The following is an 18,395-nucleotide window of genomic DNA, read 5'->3' as shown; positions in this document are numbered from 1 at the left end:
AGGAATTGCTTATGCAAGTCACGCAGCATCGGCTTCTGCGCTTAGCGGGATGCTTTCACATTCTCTTCATATTTTAGCAGTTGGACTGTGGGGAGGAGTGGTTCTGATTGTTGCCACTTTTTCAAAAGAAACCTCCAATTGGAAACGTTTCTTAAGCTGGTTTACTCCTTTTGCGATCGCTTGCTTTGTGCTTCTTTCATTAAGTGGATTCATTTCAATGGTCGTTATCATGGGGCTGTCCAACTATGTAAATTCATGGGCCACGGATTACGGACAGTCTCTTTTACTAAAGCATATTACAATTATTCCGCTGCTTGCATTTGCCGTCATCAATGGCTTTCTTATGAAAAAAACGATAAAACATCCAGAATATAAGCCCGTGATGTGGATTCGAGCAGAAAGCATTATTTTACTTATCATTTTTTTATTTACAGCTATCATGGTAACGCAATCGCCGCCAACTAATATAAGTCATATGGCAATGGATTCATCGATTCTTCCGTTTATCTATGGGAAACAAGTGACGCTCCCTCTAACGTTTCACGTAACGATTGTGGGAATCCTATTCTTATTTGTCGCACTGCTGTTTTTTGTGTATTTACTTATTTGTTTTTACAAAAAGACAGTATGGCTTAGCGTATTAAGTGCGGGTTTGTTTGTTTTTGCTTTTTATATTGCGATGATGACAAGTATTCAAGTCTAAAAACAGTGAGAAATATCTCACTGTTTTTTTATTAGCCATTAAAAGCTGTATTATCTCTCGGGCCTTTTCCCGGAGAAGGAGGCATCGGCATTTGGGAATTAGAACCAGAGCTAGAGCTAGAACTAGAACCAGAGCCGGACGTAGAGCCGCTTGGAGGCGATATATTTCCTGCGTTTCCAAAAATAACGATCCCGCCAGAAATTGTTCCAATAGAAATAGATTTAATATAAACAGACATCCTTATTCAACCTCTCATCTAGTAAAAGAATTCAGTGTACCATAGTGTATGACCAGCTTGTCATTTTCGTATAGACGAGTTTGAAAAATAGGTAAAAGCTTAGAAGTTCAGGTTAAGAAAGGAAATGGTGTAAAATAAGATGGAACTTTGAAAGCAAAGTTTGAGGTGTCTGCCTAAGGTGTGCATATCGCTTATTAAGAGAATTAGAAAGGAACTAAGATGAAAACGCAAAAACGAATTCATTTTTCATTTAAAAAATTGCGGTTGCTAACAAACCCTCCGACAGGGAAGTTAGTTATTTCTTTTATATTAGCCTTAATCAATACGGGAGTTTCTCTTTCTATTCCTCTTGTTATTAAAGAAGTTATGGAGAAAGTTGCAACGGGCGTCTCACCACAGCTTGTGGTAGGGCTTCTTAGTTTATTTGCTGCTCAAATGGTAACAAGCGCAGTATCTCTTTATCTCCTTGCTCAAGTAGGGCAAGGTGTTGTAAAAGAACTCAGGTTCAGAGTGTGGAACAAGCTCATAAAGCTTCCGATTTCATTTTACGACCAAAACCGTTCCGGTGAAATGGTAAGCCGCATTACAAATGATACAACCATTGTGATGAATTTATTGTCAACAGAAATGATTGACTTTGTTAAAAATATTTTATCTATTATCGTTGCCATTGTTATTTTATTTACGCTTGATGTACCCATGACGCTCATTTTATTAGCGGTTATTCCCGTTATGTTTGTACTGGTTATGCCCCTAGCGCGAAAAATACATAAAATTTCACGTGAGCAGCAGGATAAAATGTCCAAGCTTACAGCTTTTTTAGCTCAAATGCTGAGTGAAATCCGCTTGATTAAAGTATCCGGTTCAGAGAAAAAAGAAGTTGATTCCGGCTTACAATCGTTTCAGTCACTCTACCTCTTCGGTGTAAAGAGAGCTAAAATTGAAGCCATCATTACCCCGATTATTAGCACGGTGATGACCGTTGTTATGATTGCCATCGTCGGGTTTGGAGCGTACCGGGTGAGTGAGGGGTTTATCACTGCAGGAGAGCTGGTAGCGTTTGTTCTTTACCTTTTTCAAATTATGGTTCCTGTTGGTTCACTTACCCGATTTGTCACAAGCTTTCAGCAAACCAAAGGAGCATCAGAAAGAATCTTTGATATATTAGCTGAGAAAGAAGAGAACTATGAAAATGGAGAAGTGCTTGAACAGGTAGGGAGTTTAAGGTTCGATAAAGTTGCTTTTCAATATGAAGATAAACCAGTATTGCAGGAAGTTTCATTTTCTGCTAAAAAAGGAGAAGTTACCGCTTTTGTTGGACCTAGCGGAGCTGGAAAATCTACTGTTTTTTCGCTTATCGAACGCTTTTATGAGCCTTCATCGGGGCGCATATTCTTGGATGGAACAGACAGTCAAAACGTCAACTTACGTTCGTGGCGTCACCTGTTTAGCTATGTTCAGCAGGATTCTCCGATTTTAGCAGGAACAATTCGAGAAAATCTCATTTACGGATTAGAGCGGCATGTGACGGATGAAGAAATAGAAGAAGCAGCGAAGTTAGCGAATGCTCATCATTTCATTCAGTCCTTTGAAGATCAATATGAAACAATGATTGGAGAAAGAGGTATTAATCTCTCAGGAGGACAGCGACAGCGTATTGCAATTGCCCGAGCGCTGTTACGCAATCCCCAGTTTTTACTACTGGACGAAGCGACAGCTAGCTTAGACTCCGAATCAGAAAAGCTTGTGCAAGAGTCATTGGAAACGGTAATGAAAGAACGCACATCACTCGTCATTGCACATCGTCTATCTACGGTCATTAATGCGGACCAAATTGTTGTAATAGAAGAAGGGAAGGTTACAGGAAGCGGCACGCATAAAGAGCTGTTAGCCTCTCATTCTTTTTACCGGCGTTTGGTAGAGCAGCAGTTTCAAACATCCCTATAGAACAAACAAAAAAGACTGCTTTTAAGCAGTCTTTTTTTAGTTTATTTATTTAGCTTTTTAACTAATTCATCACCCATTAACTCAGAAGAAAAAGGATCTCGGCTTGTGACAATTTGATCATTTGCCCAAACAGCATATGCTTTTTTATCCATCTCAGGGATGTAATTAGCCACTTCACGAAGTTCTTGTTCTAAACTGTATGGTAAAAAGGGAAGTACTTCTTCCGGTTCAATTTCATCAGGATAACCGGTTACGTCTAGCCCTTTAATTAACAGTTCATCATCGGATCCTTTCAAGAAAGCAAAAACAGAAGGGCCGTGACACTCAGCTGCTAAAATACCTCCATTGGCGTACACTTTGTTCATAATCGCATGCAAGTCCACATTTTTTGCTAAGTCAAACATAGCGCCGTGGCCGCCTACTACTAAGATAACATCATAGTTCTCAGCATCTACTTCTTCAAGTTTCATTGTCTGATCCGCTCTTCCTGATTCATATAATTTCTTATACGTTCCGTCTGGATCAAAGTCTTCTGAAATACTTCGAACGTCTACTTCCGGCTTACCTCCAAAAGGTGAGGCTAAATCAACGGTGTGCCCTGCGTCCTCAAGCTTTTGCAGCGGAGCAAATAATTCTTCTGCCCACCAACCTGTGTGATAATCTTTCTCTTCGTATCCGCTTGATAATACAGCTAACACTCTTGCCATGTTTATACCTCCTAAATGATGTAAAACGTATAGTGATACATATCATGTATTCATTGTAAACTGTACCCTATATAAAAAAGTTTAAACAATCGCAAATTAGGAGAACGTCGCGTGAATCATAAATAAAACTAAAAAGGAGATAGCAAACTTAAGATGCCACTTTTTATCTGTACGTTTATAGCGCTTCACGCCCATCACAAGTAGACAAGCTAAAACAGCCATCGTTATAATCTCTGAAAGGTAAGTGAAATCTGCTTAAAATCCTTTTATTAAAGCCATATAACCATGTAAAATAACCAAAGCAGTTGATATAAGAGCAATGGGAACGTGCCACTGACGAACGTACTTGACTAAAAATTGAATAAGCGGTTTTAACTCAAAATTTTCTTTTTTTATGTGCGATAATGGTTTCCATTTTAATAATAAAAAGATAGGATAAATAGCTAAAGCTGCAAAGAAACCAATTCGTGCGATTGAATCAAGCTCTTTAAAATTCTCTCGTATATTTTAGAATCAAACTGAAGGGAATGTGTATAAAAAGGGATGTAAATAAGCCCTGCTACAACTAGTAAAAAAGATAAAGCAAAGATTAATATCACTTTTTTGCGCTCACTTTTATTTTTTATCAGTGTCTGTAGCCATGATTTTTTAGCTGGGGATTTAGCTGAATTCATTTTCTTCCTCCTAATTAGTATCAGTATGAACTTTTTTCTTAAGAAACCTTTAAAAATTCATTTTTTTCTTGTCAATACGCGTTATAGTTAAAGAAAGGGTTTAAAAAGGAGATGGGTACATGAAAAAGAGAATAAGTATGTATGTAATCAGTCTTTGTTTACTTTTAACGGCCTGTGGTCAAGAGACCAGTCAAAGCACAAATGCTGAACAACCAAAACCGCTGGACGTAAACCTTCAAGGTCCAAAAGCGTTAGAAAAAAATGAAAACGGTATCTACAAAGCTAAAGTTACATATGGAGACGAAAAAGTGGGAAATGATGATGTTGAAATGATTGAATTTGAAATAGAGAAAAAAGATGCGGAAGGGAAAGGGAAGATGTTAAAGCCTAAACAAGTGGAAGAAGGTGTATATGAAATACAAACATCCTTCGCTGAGCCTGGCACATATACCGTGCAATCACATGTTTCTGCAAAAGGGACGCATAACATGCCTCTTATAACCGTAACGGTTAAATAAAAGAAGTCAAGGACCCTATTCCTTGGCTTCTTTTCGTTTAAAACGTCCATAATATTCACATTTTAAAGGTGGAAAAAGTTATTTGGAAGAGGATGCTTTTTTCTATCATCAATTAAAGTAATACACTGAGCCAGCTGCTCAATTCCTCGTGTAATAGTATTATTGTCTACTTGTGAGATGCTTAATCGGAGGAGCGTGTCTCTTTTATATTCTGGTAAAAAAAATCTAGAACCATCATCAACATATATCTGCTGCTCGTTTAGCATAGGAACGATCTGTTTTGCTGTTACATTTTCAGGCAAACTGATGGATAAATAGAATCCTGAAGTTGGTTTAGAAAAATGTGTATTAGCCGGTAACAACGATTCACACGCTTCTATAAGGGTTTGCATTTTCGTATAATATACATCTTTTATTTTTTTTAGGTGACTAGTAAACATGCCGCTTTTTAAATAAATTTCAAGAGCACCTTGAGAGAGTGCTGAACTATTAAAATCCGAACTGAATTTATATCGCAAAAAGTTGTTAATCATTAACGAAGGGAGAACGATAGCAGCAATGCGTAATCCCGGAAGAAAGATTTTTGAAAAGCTTTTAACGTAAATGACTCGTCCAGAAGGGCCAAAAGAAAATAAAGGATCGGATTTTGCATCGAGATCAAGGTCACCCAAAAAGTCATCCTCCACGATATATACATCGTATTTTTCGGCTAGCTCTACGATTTTTTTCTTCTCAAAATTTGTATAACAATGCCCAAGAGGGTTGTGAAACCTTGGAATAATATAGAAAAATTTCACATCATGGTTTCGAAAAATGTACTCCAAACGATCAAGATCAATCCCTTCCATCGATAGCTCAATTCCAAAAGTAGTAGTTTGGTGCAGCGTGAGAGACTCGATAAATCCGAAATAAGTGGGCTGTTCAATCAAAATATTGTTTTTTCCATTTGGAAAGGGCATAGAAGCCAATAAGTGAAGAGCTTGCTGCGACCCAGATGCAACAACTAACCTTTCAGCTTGAGTGAACACCTGTAAATTCTGCAAATGTTTCACTAACTGTATCCGTAATGAGTAAGACCCTTGTTGATCAGAATATGTAAAAAGCTCTTCTTTATAGTGTTCAATCGCTTGATTTATACAATGCTGAAATTCAAGATAAGGCATAACGTTTTTATCTGGACCAGCAGACAAGAAATCAATCACTTCAGTTTCCTTTGTCCTATGCTGAAATTCAGCTACAACATAGTAGCCACTTTTAGGAATAGAATAAATTAAATGCTCTTTTTCTAGTTCGCTGTAGGCTTTAATAACTGTATTCTTGCTGCATGAAAAATGTTGGGATAGTCGGCGAACAGAAGGGAGTTTACCACCTGAAATAAGCGCTCCATTTGCTAGGCCAAGCTTAATTTCTTCCATGATTTTTATATATTTTAAACTCATAGTGTCATACTCCTTTAATTTGTACCCGTACAGATAGGCAAAAGAGTGATTTATTTTAGTAGCTGTACTGCGCTATCCTTTTAATTATATCAGAACTTTTTTTAGAAAAATGGTACAGTTCTGAAAAAAGAAAAGACAGGAGTAGGGTATGATGCAAAAAGATACTAGAGAGAAAATAGGATTATTGCTGGGGGTATTAGGCGTGATCTGCTTTAGCTTAACACTTCCTTCTACAAGTATTGCAGTCGAGTATTTCGGAACGACAGTCGCCGGTTTAGGAAGAACAGTTCTAGCTGCTATTTTAGTAGTTGTGGTATTAATTGTGCGAAAAGAAAAACTCCCTTCTCTTCGCCATTTTAAAAGTCTGCTTATGGTTGCTTTTGGCGCAGTTTTAGGGTTTCCTCTTCTCACTTCTTGGGCAATGAAATCGTTGCCTGTTTCTCACGGAGCGGTCGAATTGGCACTCTTACCTTTAGCAACAGCCGGTTTTGCGATGTTTAGAGCGGGAGAACGCCCTTCTCTAAAATTTTGGATTTCAAGCATAATGGGTTCGGCAGCTGTTATCATGTATGCTCTTCACCTTGGATTTGGGCAACTGCAGTTTGCCGATCTAGCTTTACTAACAGCAGTGTTTATACTTGGACTGAGCTACGCAGAAGGTGGGGTGTTAGCAAGAGAATTAGGCAGTTGGCAAGTAATTGCTTGGGCCATTATCATCGGTGCTCCATTTTTTATTATTCCAGTGGGACTAAGCCTTACAGCTGACATGCTTCATGCACCTTTACAAGCGTGGGTTAGCTTGATTTATCTCTCAGTGGTTAGTCAATTTCTAGCATACGTTGCTTGGTATAGCGGGATGGCTATGGGGGGAATAGCCAGAGTTAGCCAAGTTCAATATTTACAGCCATTTTTAATGATTCTGTTTGCAACAATATTTTTAGGTGAATCAATTACACTTTTCACTCTTGTTATAGCAATAATTGTTGTCTTTTCTGTTGTACTAGGTAAAAACGCTTCGGTATCAAAAAAAGAAGTGCATACACAAGAAATGATGAATAAAGACGCTTAACCAATATGTGAATTTGTTATATTAAAACAACATGTTCTATTCCCATTAGCAATCAGCAGGCTCATTGGGTCGTCTGTTTTCTCTATGTATGTTTCAAGAGACAAAATATAAGAAATGAATGAATTTCATATGTAAAAAAGGTATATAACGTTTTTTTTTCACATAGGTTGAACATTATACAAGAACTTGTACAGCGAAAAGTACAGTTAGACAAATAATTCGTATTGGGCTTGTCATATACATAGAGAGAAGAGGTAGTGATAAAAAAGGACGGGAAATAGAGGAGATAACGAGATGAACACTTTTTTGAAAGGGACGTTTATTTTAGCAGGGGCTGCCTTTGCAGGAGAGTTAATTGAATTTCTTGTAAATATGGTACTTGCTAGAGAATTAGGGAGGGAAGGCATGGGCATGTACATGACTGTGCTTCCTATCATTTTTCTTATTGCCACCGTAGCCAACTTAGAACTGCCTATTTCTATTTCTAAATTTTTGGCTGAACATCATCGCAAAGAACATCGGCATATGATGAAGCATGCCACAATTTTTGCTACTGTTGTGAGCTTGGGAATCTTTTTTATTACATTCGCCGTATTAGCGGCCTTTCCATTCTTTACTCACTATCACCCATACTTAAAATGGGTTGTACTATGTTTCATTCCGATTGTTTCATTTTCAGCGGTGCTTCGCGGATATTTTACGGGTAAAAATAATATGACGACTATCGCTGTGTCTAATTTTATCCGCAAAGCCTTTCAGTTAACTATTCTATTTGTTGTCTTTCAAATGTTCGCTTTTACAGATGTTAAAATGTCACTGTTTATTGCAATTTGTACACTAATTGGGACCGAAGCCGTTATTTTGCTTTATTTTTTTATAACGTATGTTACTCAGCTAAGTGTTTTATCGAGAGGGCACAGACCTATGCTATCCCCAAGTGATATTCGAAAAAAGCTGTTAGGTGTCTCACTTCCGACTACAGGACTGCGTTTATTTAATGCGGTATGTAACGCTATTCAGCCATTTTTAATTAAACACGCGCTCGTTTTATCGGGAATGACGTTAACAGGGGCAACGCAGCATTTTGGTATGCTAACAGGAGTAGCGATGTCGATTGGGTTTTTTCCGGCTTTCTTTGCTCATTCTCTTTTAGTAGCACTAATACCCGCTGTGTCTGAAGCGCATGCGAAAAATCAGGAAGAACAGCTTCAAAAGCTCTTGACTCAAAGCATGCAAATGACATTTTTATATGGGATTCCGTCTATGCTGGCGATGTATTTCTTTGCTGAGCCGCTTACCAACTTGTTTTTTCATTCTACAGAAGCCGTGTACTATTTAAAGGCTTTATGGCCGTATTTTCTTTTTCACTTTTTTGCCGTCCCGCTTCAAGCTTATTTAATTGGGCTTGGCTATGTAAAAGATGCTTTTTATCATACGATTTGGTCTCATATCGTGTCTTTTTCGCTCATGTTTTTCTTAGGATCACAAACAAATATTGGCATGCAGGGAATTATTATCGGAATGAACTGTGGGGTAGTTGTCTTGACGGTCCTGCATTACGTAACGATTTGCAAAGTCATTAACGTTTCCTTTTTTTCACTTAAGCATAAAACCCATCTATCTTAAAAAAACCTCCAACAGTGAAGTTGGAGGTTTTTGGGTTACCAATTATTCATAATCGAACTAAAGAGTGTAGCAGGATCTTGTCCGCCGCCCCCTGATAAGTATTTCGTTTGTTGCTTAGAATTAGCATTATCAAAGCCAGCATGGATAGAAACGACTGCATCATCGGTGTAGCCGACAAACCAAGCATCTTTGTCATCGTTGGTTGTACCGGTTTTACCTGCAGCATCTCGTGAAGAACGGGCGTTAACACCTGTTCCATAGCTTTTTTCAATTACATCTTGAAGCATAGATGTCATCGTATCCGCATTTTCTTCACTCATTACCCGCTCTGTCTGAATGTCTGGTTTTTTCACTGCACCGCCGCGCATCTCGAGTTTTCGAATCGCGTATGGCTTAGTCATGACGCCTTTGTTAGCAAATGTTGTATATCCTTGTGCTAACTGAAGAGGAGAGAACGTTGTTGTTGTTCCTCCAAGAGCAAGCCCTAATTTTGACTTATCATCATCTTCAAGAGGAAGTCCAGCTTTTTCCATAAATTTTGCACTTGTGCGAGTGCCGATTTCGTTTAAGAGCCAAACGGCCGGAACGTTAAGGGAACGAGTAAGAGCTTCGCGCATTGTCACGTGCTCCTTATATTGTCCGTTTGCATTTTTAGGACTGTATCCACCACCAAAGTCTTGACGTTCATCACTTAATAGTGAAGTTGGCGTATAGTCTCCCGTTTCTAATGCAGGACCATATACAGCTAACGGTTTAATAGCTGAGCCAAGTTGATAGCCGCTAGTAGCGCGGTTTAAGCCGTTCCGCTCATAGCTGCGTCCTCCATACATAGCCGAAATGGCGCCTGTTTTAGGATTGACAGCTGAAATACCCACTTCCACTTTACTGTTAATGTCATCGTCTCGGAACGTATGATTCGCTACAGAGTTGTTAATAGATTCCTGTAAATTAGGGTCAAAATCTGTGTATATCGCATAGCCGCCTTCGTAAAGATCGTCAGCTGATACGCCGTACTGCTGAGCAGCTTCTTTGATGACATAGTCAATAAAGGCCTGATTTTGATTTGCTTTTTTGACCGGAATGCTTGGCTTTACGACGCGTTCGTTTAATGCTTGCTGATACTGCGTGTCGTTAATAACATTTTGGTCATGCATCAGTTTTAATACAACATTTCGTCGCTTCGTCGCTTGCTCTGTACTATTGCCCGGTGAATACGTACTCGGTGCTTTAGGAAGTCCCGCTAAAAGAGCAGCTTCGCCCACTGTTAAATCTGATACAGGCTTATTAAAGTAAAGCTGAGAAGCTGCGCTGATACCATATACACCACTTCCGAAATAAATTTGATTTAAATATAATTCCAAGATTTGATCTTTTGTAAATTGTCTTTCTAAACCCAGCGATAGAAACATTTCATCTACTTTACGTTTGATGGTTTTATCACTAGATAAGTACAGGTTCCTTGCTAGCTGCTGCGTAATGGTACTTGCGCCTTCAGCTTTACTCATTGTAACAATGTTAGTAAAAAGGGCGCGGCCAATACCTTGCAAATCAATTCCGAAGTGCTTATAAAAACGACGGTCCTCTGTTGCAACAAACGCCATTTTTACATAATCTGGAACTTCATTAATCGAAACATTTTGACGGGGAATTGTTTTATACAATTCGTCGACTTTACGGTCATTTTTATCGTAAATCACCGTACTTTGAACCGACTGCAGTTTCGAGTAAGATAAATCAGCCGTCTGTTGAAATTGCTTTAATACGTAGGTGACCCCCAGCATTACAATTAAAACAACGACTAAAAAGGCTAAAATAAATTTCCTCATGTTGGTTCACTCCACTAAGTAATAATTCCATGTTTACACATAGCTACATTCTTTGTCTTTACAAGGCTGTTATGTAAAGAATGCTAAAGTTTGCTGACCCATTCAACCTTTTAACAGGGAGAAGGATGATAAAAGGTTAACTTTCACAAGCTGACGCGCTAAGTTTTATAAAGGCTATTATTCAAGTGTAGGTAAGTTTTTAAATTTAAGATGATTGACATAAATAGCTCTTTACGTAGTTATTTTTTGCTTAATCGCAGACGCTTGGTTTTTTTATTAAACTGAAACGAAGTGAAATACAATCATCTGAACTTAGTTTACCCATAAATTTGTGTTTGTCAAATAAAGTCGTATAAAGCACCACTCGGGGCTTTGTTCCCCTTTATGAAAAAACAAGCTGGTATTTTATGTTCTGTTTCTCAGAGAAAAAAGTTGTTATAACACGTATACAAAATGCGTTTGAGTACGTTAGGGTATAAATGCTGATATCTGTCTAAAGTGATAAAATAAAGCAAAAATTAACTAATTTATCAGACCAGGGAACTTTTTATACGACAGAGGTTGGGTGAGTTTTAATCATTATGCACCTTTTGAAGGGAGCACTTAGCTAAAAGTGGAATATTTCTTTCCCGGTTCTAAGTCAAACGAATTAAATACCTAGCAGCATATGGGCAATTGCTATGTTAAGTTATTCAGTATTATGTGATACTAGCAGCAAAACATACGGATATTTCTTTGACAATGGTTCCTTTACAAATGCTTCGAAAGTTCTTATAATGAAATTATCTTTAATTCGAGATATTCAAAAGGAGTGAATATAAATGAAACATATTTTTAAAAAAGGGACGGACGAGACGAAACCGACTTTATTGCTGTTGCATGGTACAGGAGGGACGGAACAAGATCTGCTTCCTATTGCAGATATGATTGATTCCTCATGTTCCGTATTATCGGTAAGAGGAAACGTATTAGAAAACGGTATGCCTCGTTTTTTTAGACGTTTACAAGAAGGAGTATTTGATATAGAAGATTTAATTGAACGTACAAAAGAACTTTATCAATTTTTAGATGAAGCGGCTGAAACTTATTCATTCGACCGAAATAATATTGTAGCTGTAGGATACTCAAATGGTGCCAATATTGCAGGAAGTTTGCTATTTCATTATGAAAATTCTTTAAAAGGGGCAGCCCTTCTTCATCCGATGGTTCCAAGAAGAGGAATTGAAGTGCCTAAAACCGACGCTCCTATCTTTATCGGTGCAGGCACAAACGATCCTATTTGTCCAGCATCAGAAACGGAAGAGCTTTCTGCGCTTTTAGAAAAAGCCGGAGCGGATGTACAGGTGCATTGGGAATCATTTGGACATCAGCTAACACGAACAGAAATTGAAGCAGCAGAAAAATGGTACAAATCAAAATTTTAACCTGAAAACTTTCCGCACGCGTGCGGAAAGTTTTTTATTTAAAAAAATAATAACAATTATCATACAAAAGATAGATATAAATGGTAAAAAGTACTTTTTTTACTGAATGAAGGGAAATTTTATGATATCATTTTATTTCCGGTATATCTTTGCCGTACAGCTATTTTTAGGTGAATGATCAAATTACTTTAAAATTCCTAGCTTCTATCACAAAAAAATGAAACCAAAGTCTGGGTAAACCGTTATAATAAATGCAGGATTTAAATTCAAAAGGATGGTTAAAAGCATATGCCTCGTTTTTTTATTGTTTTATTTATCGCTCTAATGGTTATATGTGTATATACCATTATTTCGCAAACCCTTTACCGTCGCTATCATTCGTCCGTCATAATAAAAGGGGCAAAAAAGCATAAAATAGCTATAACATTTGACGACGGGCCTCATCCTATTTATACGCCAAAAATTTTGGACTTGTTCAAGCTCCATGAAATGAAAGCTACTTTTTTTATTGTAGGGGAACTAGGAGAAAAACATCCGTCTATTTTAAAAAGGATGGTTGATGAAGGTCATGAAGTAGCTATACATCATCATCGTCATGTGAGTGCATGGACGCAAACGCCTTGGCAATTAAAAAAACAAATTCATCAATGTGCACAGGTTATAGAGAAAGTAACGAATCAAAAGCCGCTTTTTTATCGTCCGCCGTGGGGACATTTAAATATGAGCAGTTTATTAATGGCCAAGCCCTATCACCTTGTGATTTGGACTGGAATCTTTCAGGATTGGACATTAAAAACGACGAAAACGGCATTAGTTCAAAAACTAATGCGTAAAGTAGAAGATGGAGCCATTTTTGTTTTACACGATAATGGAGATACCCCTGGAGCAGATGAAAAAGCACCTGAAATGACAATTGCAGCATTAGAAGAATTTTTATCTTATTTAAAACAGCAAGGGTACGAAAGTATAACCATGCAGCAATTGATGAACCAATCGTAAACAGAGGAGCGAGCAGTGGACTTAACAATTATCTCTCAGTATATACATTCATATGGTTATATTGTTATTTTACTTGTACTTTTTTGCGGGATTGTTGGAATTCCAGCGCCTGAAGAATCATTTTTAATATTACTAGGCATGTTTATTGCCAAACATCAGCTGAACTTATACGAATCATCTATTTTTGCTTTTTTAGGCGTTATAACTGGAATGCTCACTGCTTATGGACTAGGAAGGTATGCGGGAACCCCGTTTTTTGATAAATACGGAAAATACGTAGGGTTAACTAAAGAGAAGATTGAAGCGGCAACCGGTAGCTACCATAAATATGGGTTATGGACCATTTTATTTGGCTTATATATTCCGGGCTTGCGTCAAATTAGTCCATATATGGCGGGAATAAGCCGCTATCCGTTTTTGCTTTATTTGCTGTTATCGGTGGCAGGAAGTCTAATATGGGTTCTTTCTTTTCTCATTCTAGGTTACTACGTAGGAGACCGGATTCATATTTCGTATATCATTATGGGAGCTGTGGCTTTTTTTGTAATTTATTTACTTATAAAAAGAAACCGAAAACGTCTTGAGAGGAGGGATGGTCAATGAGGAAGGTTTTGTTTTTACCGCTTTTTCAAATGCCATCTGGTCATCACCAAGTAGCAGACGCCGTTATGGATGCCATCATGGAACGTTTTTCGCACGTTATTTGTCAAAAAATTGATTGTTTAAGCTATTGGAGCAAACCGCTCGAACAAATGATTTCATCTATATACATGAAATGGATTTCTGTTTTTCCAAAGCAGTTTGAAAAATTTTATTACGGGCATGTATACAAAAAAAACGACCATACGATGGATGATTTTGTCGTAAAAAAGTGGCCGATTATCGAATACCATATGAAAAAATTAATTGATGCAGAGCAGCCGGACGTCATTGTTTGTACTCACAGTTTTCCTTCCTGTGTATTGAGCGGCTTAAAAGAAAAAGGAATCATTGATCTTCCTATTATAAATGTATACACCGACTTCTTAGTGAGTGACGTATGGGGTAAAAGTGGAATCGAGCTCCACTGCGTGCCTGATCAGGATACAAAAGCGTTTTTGCAGAACGTTCACGGTGTAAAAGAGTCTTCTATTTATGTAACGGGCATTCCTGTTCATAAAGCGTTTTTAAAAAGACGTATTGAACATCTCGTGCCAGAGAAACATATCCTGATTGCCGGAGGAAATTCTGGCCTTGGAAATGTACGCAAAATGCTTCAGCAGCTGCCGGAAAACTGTACGTATATGTATTATGTGCTGTGTGGAAAAAACAAAAAGTTGTATCAAGAACTAATGAAACTAAATCATCCGAGAATCAAAGCGGTCTCGTATGTAAAATCAAGAGAGAAAATGAATGATTTATATGAGGGAGCAGATGCCATTGTCACAAAAGCAGGGGGAGTGACAATTAGCGAAGCCCTTCATAAAAGACTACCTATTTTTATTCACTCGTCTCTTCCTGGTCAAGAGCAAATTAACATTGAATACCTAAAAGAAAAAGAGCTGCTGATTCCCCTTAATGATGCTGAAGCCTTTGAAAAGCAGCTTAAGAACATTTTAGAAAATGATGTGAAACGAAACCGTTTGATTAAACGAATGGACGAATATGTAGACAGCTTAGAAGTAAAAGTAGACCGTGTGCTTGCAGACCATTTTAAGCTGTATCGATATGAGACAAGTCAAAATCAATTTTAAGCAGAACATTGGTTATTTCTTTTTACATTCGATAAACTAACTGTGGAGGCAACATCTGTAGAAGTTTAAATGAAGTAAAAGGAGAATATAATATGAATTCAGTTATTGAAACGATTTTAAATCATCGTTCTATTCGTAAATATGAAGACAAACCATTATCCCAAGAACAAATTCAGACGATTGTAGAGAGCGCACAGGCAGCTTCTACATCAAGCTATATTCAAGCGTATTCCATTATTGGAGTAAAAGATAAAGAAATGAAGCGAAAGCTTGCTCAATTAGCAGGAAATCAGCCGTACGTAGAAACAAATGGACACTTCTTTGTATTTTGCGCTGACTTTCATCGCCACGATGTCATTGCAGAGATGGAGAAAAAAGATTTATCGACAGCGCTCGAAAGTACAGAACAATTTATGGTAGCTGTTATTGACGTTGCCCTTGCCGCACAAAATGCAACACTTGCCGCTGAATCAATGGGACTTGGAGCTTGTTATATCGGTGGTTTGCGTAATAAATTGGAAGAAGTAAGCAAATTATTAAAACTGCCTCATCATGTAATCCCGTTATTTGGCCTAACGGTTGGACATCCAGCGGGTATGACGGATAAAAAGCCGCGATTACCATTTAAACATGTATATCACGAAGAAACGTATGAGCCAAACGATGAGCAAACGAAAAAAGAATTAACAGCGTATAACGAAGAAATTTCTGCTTACTACATTGAAAGAACAAATGGCAAACGTCAAGACACATGGACTGGTCAAATGGCCGACATGCTTTCAACTCCTAAACGTATGTACATGAAAGAATTTGTTGAAAAACAAGGGTTTAATAAAAAATAAGAAAAACACTCGCCCATGTGGTGAGTGTTTTTTATTATGAGAAAACTTAATTTACCCGTTAAATAGTCATTTAAAAAAGAAGAGATATCGCCAGCAATGATAAAGAAATTCAGCTATTTTAGTAAAAAGAACAATAAAAAGCAGTAAAAAGTAGAACTGTTTCATCATATAGCTAAATTATCAGAAATATTACAGCTAAACGTTCTGTTTTGTTAAGTTTTGTAATAAAAGTAGCATGGCTCTGTAATGGCTGTGAAATATGAGGATGATATTATTCAGTCATTGAGTAAATAAGGAGGTTATTCGTAATGAAAAAATTTATATTTACTCTAGGAACAACAGCAATCCTTTCAGCGGGATTTGTAGGTGCAGCTTCTGCTTCTACAAGTGGAACGTATCATGTAGAAAAAGGTGATACGTTATGGAAAGTCGCTCAAAAGCACAGCGTGAGCGTAGACGAGCTAAAAGATGCAAACAACTTAACATCTAATATTATTTATCCAAATCAAGAATTAAACGTAGCTACTATAAAAGAAACGACACACAAAGTTCAGCAAGGAAACACACTATGGTCCATCAGTCAGCAATACGGCGTGACGGTAGATCAAATTAAAGAATGGAACGGACTGACGTCAGATTTAATTTATCCTGGCGAACAGCTAAAAATTCAGTCTCCAAACGGCCAAGCTCAGCAATCGAGCCCTTCAGTAGCCCAAGCTGCTCCAGCAGCTCAGCAAGCTCAAGCGCCGGCTGAACAAACTCAAACAGAACAGCAGCAAGCTCAAGCTGAACAGGCTCAAACAGAACAGCAGCAAGCTCAAGCTGAACAGGCTCAAACAGAACAGCAGCAAGCTCAAGCTGAACAAACTCAAACAGAACAGCAGCAAGCTCAAGCTGAACAGGCTCAAACAGAACAGCAGCAAGCTCAAGCTGAGCAGGCTCAAACAGAACAGCAGCAAGCTCAAGCTGAACAGGCTCAACAACAACCTGCTGAATCGTCACAACAAGCAAGTGGCAAGTCAATGACAGTTGAAGCAACTGCCTACACGGCTAATTGTGCTGGATGTAGCGGCACAACTGCTACAGGAGTGGATTTAAAAGCAAATCCAAACCAAAAAGTAATCGCTGTTGATCCTAGTGTTATTCCGTTAGGTTCGAAAGTTTATGTAGAAGGCTATGGTGAAGCTGTAGCTGCAGATACAGGTGGAGCAATTAAAGGCAGTCGAATCGATGTATTCGTTCCTTCTGAAAGTGATGCTCAACAGTTCGGAAGAAAATCTGTTAAAATTACGGTTATGAACTAAGAAGTTCTCCATAGAATTGCTAGTCTAGTATAGAAATACATAGCTAGTAAAACAAAAGAGGTGCCTTATGGCACCTCTTTTTACTTGATAATACGCTTTGCTCCCGCATAGCTGTTTTTCCAGTAAGCTGTCGCAAGTGATTGCGTTCTAACGCCTTTACTACTGACATAAATGAATTCTTGTTTGTCTAGATAAATTCCTACGACTGAAACTGATTTGCCATTTTTAAAGAAAACTAAATCTCCAGCCTGCAGACTGTTTTGCTTTACGTCCGTGCCGCTTTTGTACTGATCTGCTACTGTACGGGGGAGAGAAATATTTGAACCCGCATTTTTATATACATACTGTGTGTATCCAGATACATCAAAACCTTTTGGTGTCGTGCCTCCATATTTATATGGCTTTCCAATTAGTGTTTTAGCATATGATACAATTTGCTGCTGTTTTGTACTAACAGAAGTTTGAGGTGCTGGAGCAGGCGAAGATGTGCTGGCCCTTTTCACTTTCAGCACTTGACCGACTTTTAGCGCATCTGTTTTTAAATTGTTTAATTTTTTTAATTCAGCTACTGTCATGCCGTACTTTTTAGCGACTGCTGTCAGCGTATCTCCTTTTTTCACCGTATAGGTGCTATTGCTATCAGCCGGCGTAGATGGAGCTGCTGGTGAAGGTTGAATATCTTCATCAAGCAAATAGCTCATATTTACATTAAACGTTACTTTTCGCTTCGTTTTATAACTTTTTGCTTTTTGCTGAAATTGCGTATTGTACGCATTGATTTCTTTTTCAAAATTTGCAGAGATCTTATTAAATTCGGCGTCACTTACATCTCCGTAAGCATAGTCTTCAAGATCTACAATGTAATTATAAAGAGCAATTAAGCTGTCATATAAATATCTTTGAAGCTGATCAGCTTCTGAGTTAAGGTGATTCATCGCATAATTTTTATCAGTCTTTGTTAGAAATTGATCAATTTGATCCGCGAGCTGATCATATGCCGCTAACGCTTTTTCGTCATCTTTTATTCCTTCAATTTCTTTTAGCTTTTTTTCTACTGTTTTATAAAATGGTGCGTAATAATCTGCTAGCGAATTAACGTCTTTTTGATAAACGCTGACAGAAGAAGCAGCATAAGCAGAGTGACTAAAAACAGGCGTTGTCACCGATGCCCCTACTAAAACGGATGCTGCTATAAATGGTACAAGTAGTTTCTCTTTTTTCATTTGTAAAGTCCCCCAAATATCCAAATAATAGTATAGCAGATAGATTATACTATAATAGGTTATAAAAGAACTAGTACTTTCCCTTTAATTTCATATATTTTAGTAGTTTACGTACCTGATAGA

At 37.8% G+C, this 18,395-nt stretch carries 18 protein-coding genes; 11 read left to right on the top strand and 7 right to left on the bottom strand.

Translation table 11 applies throughout. The features are described 5' to 3' along the window. A partial coding sequence (locus ACLHDF_RS30885) for a copper resistance D family protein (protein WP_413922190.1) occupies positions 1–703 on the top strand: 703 nt, incomplete at its 5' end. A gap of 31 nt (positions 704–734) precedes the next feature. On the opposite strand, the gene ACLHDF_RS30880 is transcribed toward ACLHDF_RS30885, so the two are convergent. Further along, complete coding sequence (locus ACLHDF_RS30880; RefSeq protein ID WP_074894881.1) at positions 735–941, bottom strand: hypothetical protein; 207 nt, start codon at positions 939–941, stop codon at positions 735–737. Between the two features lie 219 nt (positions 942–1,160). Here ACLHDF_RS30880 and ACLHDF_RS30875 point away from each other — a divergent pair, with 219 nt between their 5' ends. Then, complete coding sequence (locus tag ACLHDF_RS30875; protein ID WP_413922189.1) at positions 1,161–2,888, top strand: ABC transporter ATP-binding protein; 1,728 nt, start codon at positions 1,161–1,163, stop codon at positions 2,886–2,888. Positions 2,889–2,929: 41 nt separating this feature from the next. Here the strand turns inward: ACLHDF_RS30875 and ACLHDF_RS30870 are convergent, their stop codons facing one another. The 3 genes from ACLHDF_RS30870 to ACLHDF_RS30860 all read right to left on the bottom strand — a co-directional run bounded on the left by ACLHDF_RS30870 (position 2,930) and on the right by ACLHDF_RS30860 (position 4,269). Further along, the gene (locus tag ACLHDF_RS30870; protein ID WP_413922188.1) at positions 2,930–3,595 is read right to left on the bottom strand and encodes a type 1 glutamine amidotransferase domain-containing protein; all 666 of its coding nucleotides are present in this window, start codon (positions 3,593–3,595) and stop codon (positions 2,930–2,932) included. A 96-nt stretch (positions 3,596–3,691) separates the two neighbouring features. Beyond that, positions 3,692–3,817 (bottom strand): hypothetical protein, encoded by a 126-nt coding sequence (locus ACLHDF_RS30865; RefSeq protein ID WP_276511002.1) that lies wholly within the window; start codon positions 3,815–3,817, stop codon positions 3,692–3,694. 221 nt (positions 3,818–4,038) lie between these two features. Continuing rightward, a complete protein-coding gene (locus ACLHDF_RS30860) occupies positions 4,039–4,269 on the bottom strand; it encodes a hypothetical protein (protein WP_413922187.1) in 231 nt (76 codons plus the stop codon). A gap of 119 nt (positions 4,270–4,388) precedes the next feature. On the opposite strand from ACLHDF_RS30860, the gene ACLHDF_RS30855 reads away from it, so the two are divergent. After that, complete coding sequence (locus tag ACLHDF_RS30855) at positions 4,389–4,787, top strand: FixH family protein (RefSeq protein WP_413922186.1); 399 nt, start codon at positions 4,389–4,391, stop codon at positions 4,785–4,787. Positions 4,788–4,849: 62 nt separating this feature from the next. Here the strand turns inward: ACLHDF_RS30855 and ACLHDF_RS30850 are convergent, their stop codons facing one another. Then, positions 4,850–6,226, bottom strand: coding sequence for a PLP-dependent aminotransferase family protein (locus ACLHDF_RS30850; protein ID WP_413922185.1), 1,377 nt, complete (start codon positions 6,224–6,226; stop codon positions 4,850–4,852). Positions 6,227–6,377: 151 nt separating this feature from the next. Here ACLHDF_RS30850 and ACLHDF_RS30845 point away from each other — a divergent pair, with 151 nt between their 5' ends. Both ACLHDF_RS30845 and ACLHDF_RS30840 read left to right on the top strand, forming a co-directional pair. Continuing rightward, positions 6,378–7,295 (top strand): DMT family transporter, encoded by a 918-nt coding sequence (locus tag ACLHDF_RS30845; protein WP_413922193.1) that lies wholly within the window; start codon positions 6,378–6,380, stop codon positions 7,293–7,295. Positions 7,296–7,589: 294 nt separating this feature from the next. Next, positions 7,590–8,921, top strand: a complete 1,332-nt coding sequence (locus ACLHDF_RS30840) for a polysaccharide biosynthesis protein (RefSeq protein WP_413922184.1) — start codon at positions 7,590–7,592, stop codon at positions 8,919–8,921. Between the two features lie 35 nt (positions 8,922–8,956). Here the strand turns inward: ACLHDF_RS30840 and ACLHDF_RS30835 are convergent, their stop codons facing one another. Next, entirely contained in the window at positions 8,957–10,747 is a 1,791-nt protein-coding gene (locus ACLHDF_RS30835; protein ID WP_413922183.1) for a transglycosylase domain-containing protein, read from the bottom strand. Positions 10,748–11,568: 821 nt separating this feature from the next. On the opposite strand from ACLHDF_RS30835, the gene ACLHDF_RS30830 reads away from it, so the two are divergent. From ACLHDF_RS30830 to ACLHDF_RS30805, 6 genes are all read left to right on the top strand, one after another. Next, positions 11,569–12,171 (top strand): alpha/beta hydrolase, encoded by a 603-nt coding sequence (locus ACLHDF_RS30830; RefSeq protein ID WP_413922182.1) that lies wholly within the window; start codon positions 11,569–11,571, stop codon positions 12,169–12,171. 288 nt (positions 12,172–12,459) lie between these two features. Next, complete coding sequence (locus tag ACLHDF_RS30825; protein ID WP_413922181.1) at positions 12,460–13,170, top strand: polysaccharide deacetylase family protein; 711 nt, start codon at positions 12,460–12,462, stop codon at positions 13,168–13,170. A gap of 15 nt (positions 13,171–13,185) precedes the next feature. Then, positions 13,186–13,773: a DedA family protein gene (locus ACLHDF_RS30820; protein ID WP_413922180.1), complete on the top strand. Its 588-nt coding sequence runs from the start codon at positions 13,186–13,188 to the stop codon at positions 13,771–13,773. Further along, on the top strand, positions 13,770–14,903 hold the full coding sequence (locus ACLHDF_RS30815) for an MGDG synthase family glycosyltransferase (RefSeq protein ID WP_413922179.1): 1,134 nt from the start codon (positions 13,770–13,772) through the stop codon (positions 14,901–14,903). The genes ACLHDF_RS30820 and ACLHDF_RS30815 overlap by 4 nt, the downstream gene beginning before the upstream one ends. Before the next feature lie 92 nt (positions 14,904–14,995). Beyond that, positions 14,996–15,745 (top strand): oxygen-insensitive NADPH nitroreductase, encoded by a 750-nt coding sequence (gene nfsA / locus ACLHDF_RS30810; RefSeq protein ID WP_413922178.1) that lies wholly within the window; start codon positions 14,996–14,998, stop codon positions 15,743–15,745. A 308-nt stretch (positions 15,746–16,053) separates the two neighbouring features. Beyond that, a complete protein-coding gene (locus ACLHDF_RS30805) occupies positions 16,054–17,049 on the top strand; it encodes a LysM peptidoglycan-binding domain-containing protein (protein WP_413922177.1) in 996 nt (331 codons plus the stop codon). A gap of 80 nt (positions 17,050–17,129) precedes the next feature. Here ACLHDF_RS30805 and ACLHDF_RS30800 read toward each other — a convergent pair whose 3' ends face one another. Continuing rightward, a complete protein-coding gene (locus ACLHDF_RS30800; protein ID WP_413922176.1) occupies positions 17,130–18,272 on the bottom strand; it encodes an NlpC/P60 family protein in 1,143 nt (380 codons plus the stop codon). Positions 18,273–18,395 lie beyond the last annotated feature (123 nt).

Source organism: Priestia megaterium, from assembly GCF_046599315.1.
GTDB classification, from domain to species: Bacteria; Bacillota; Bacilli; order Bacillales; family Bacillaceae_H; genus Priestia; species Priestia megaterium_F.
Note: the sequence above shows the minus strand (reverse complement) of the source record. Positions and strands in the feature narration are given on the sequence as shown.